1 protein-coding gene is annotated in these 1,765 nt (G+C 70.3%); it reads right to left on the bottom strand.

What is annotated here, in order from left to right; genetic code table 11:
- The coding region (gene dnaE / locus D7X74_RS41760) for a DNA polymerase III subunit alpha (RefSeq protein WP_120538453.1) at positions 1-1,765 on the bottom strand (1,765 nt) is incomplete at both ends.

Here is a 1,765-nt window from a genome sequence, read left to right as displayed (position 1 = left end):
CCCCCATCCGCTTCAACGTGGGCCGCAACAACTCCAGCGGGTGCTTCTCCAGCGACAGCCCCACCGTGTCGTAATCCGCGCAGACCCGCTCGTAGACCCCCATGGGCGGCAACTCCACCGCCGTGCCGTCCATCGCCATCCCGAAGAACAGGTCGTCCGCGTCCAGCGGCCCCAGCGCTTGAATCTCCCACAGCGCCTGCCTGCGCGCGCCGCACACCGACGACAGCGCTCCCGCCAGCGCCAGCCGCGTCAGCTCGTGTCTGGGAATACGCGCCCGCCGCGCCAGGTCCCCCACGCTCGCGTAGTCGCCATCGCGGCAGGACGCCACCGCACGGCCCGCGGTCCCCCCCAGCCCCCGCACCATCCGGAACCCCAGCCGGAGCGCCCCGTCCTCCAACGTGCAGTCCCAGCTGGAGCGGCGCACGTCCACCGGCCGCACCTCCACCCCGTGGCGCTGCACGTCCGCCACCAGCGTGTGCGGCGCGTAGAACCCCATCGGCTGTGAGTTGAGCAGCGCCGCCGTGAACGCCGCCGGGTAGTGGCACTTCAGCCAGCTGGACGCATACGCAATCAACGCGAAGCTCGCGGAGTGACTCTCCGGGAAGCCGTAGTGCGCGAAGCCCCGGAAGTGGTTGAACCACTCCTCCGCCTGGGGGCGTGCGTAGCCGCGCGCCTCGCAGCCCTCCACGAACCGGCCCCGGTACGGGAGGATCCGCTCCTCCGCGTGCTTGTGGCTGAGCGCCCTTCTGAGCCCGTCCGCCTCCCCCGCGCTGAAGCCCGCCGCCACCATCGCCAGGCGCATCGCCTGCTCCTGGAAGAGCGGCACGCCCAGCGTCTTCTGGAGGATGCCCCGCACCGCCTCGCTCGGGTACGTCACCGGCTCCTGGCCATGCCGGCGGCGCAGGTAGGGGTGCACCATGTTGCCCACGATGGGCCCTGGCCGGATGAGGGCGATCTGCACCACCAGGTCATAGAACTCCCGGGGCCGCAGCCGGGGCAGCATGTTCATCTGCGCGCGGCTCTCAATCTGGAACACGCCCACCGTGTCCGCCTCGCACAGCATGTCGTAGACCTTCGGATCCTCCGGCGGCACCGTCGCCAGGGACAGCTCACGGCCGTGATGCTGGCGGATCAACGCGAAGCACTTCGACAGCGCCGTCAACATGCCCAGCGCCAGCAGGTCCACCTTCAACAGGCCCACCGCGTTGATGTCGTCCTTCTCCCACTGGATGACGGTGCGCCCCGGCATCGCCGCGTTCTCCACCGGTACCAGGTCCACCAGCGGCTCGCGCGTCATCACGAAGCCACCCACGTGGATGGACAGGTGCCGGGGCACGCCCTCCAGCTCCTTCGCCACCGACAGCGTCCTCAACACCCGCCCGTCCGTGGGGGACAGGCCCGCCTCCTTGAGGACGTCCGGCGTCACCTGGAAGCCATGCGCCGAGGCCACCCGCGACAGCCGGTCCACCTGATCCAACGACAACCCCAGCGACTTGCCCGCCTCCCGGAGCGCCAGCCGGCCCCGGTAGCAGATGACCTCGCACACCATGCCCGCCTTGTGGCGGCCGTGCTTCGCGTAGACGTACTGGAGCACCTCCTCGCGGCGCTCGTGTTCGAAGTCCACGTCGATGTCCGGCGGCTCCCGGCGCTCCATGCTGAGGAAGCGCTCGAACAACAGCCCCATGCGCACCGGGTCGATGGCGGTGATGCCCAGCGCGTAGCAGACCGCCGAGTTCGCCGCGCTGCCCCGCCCCTGACAGAGGAT

The sequence above is a fragment of the Corallococcus sp. CA047B genome (genome assembly GCF_003612065.1).
Taxonomy (GTDB): domain Bacteria; phylum Myxococcota; class Myxococcia; order Myxococcales; family Myxococcaceae; genus Corallococcus; species Corallococcus praedator.
This window is presented reverse-complemented; position numbering and strand designations above follow the sequence as displayed.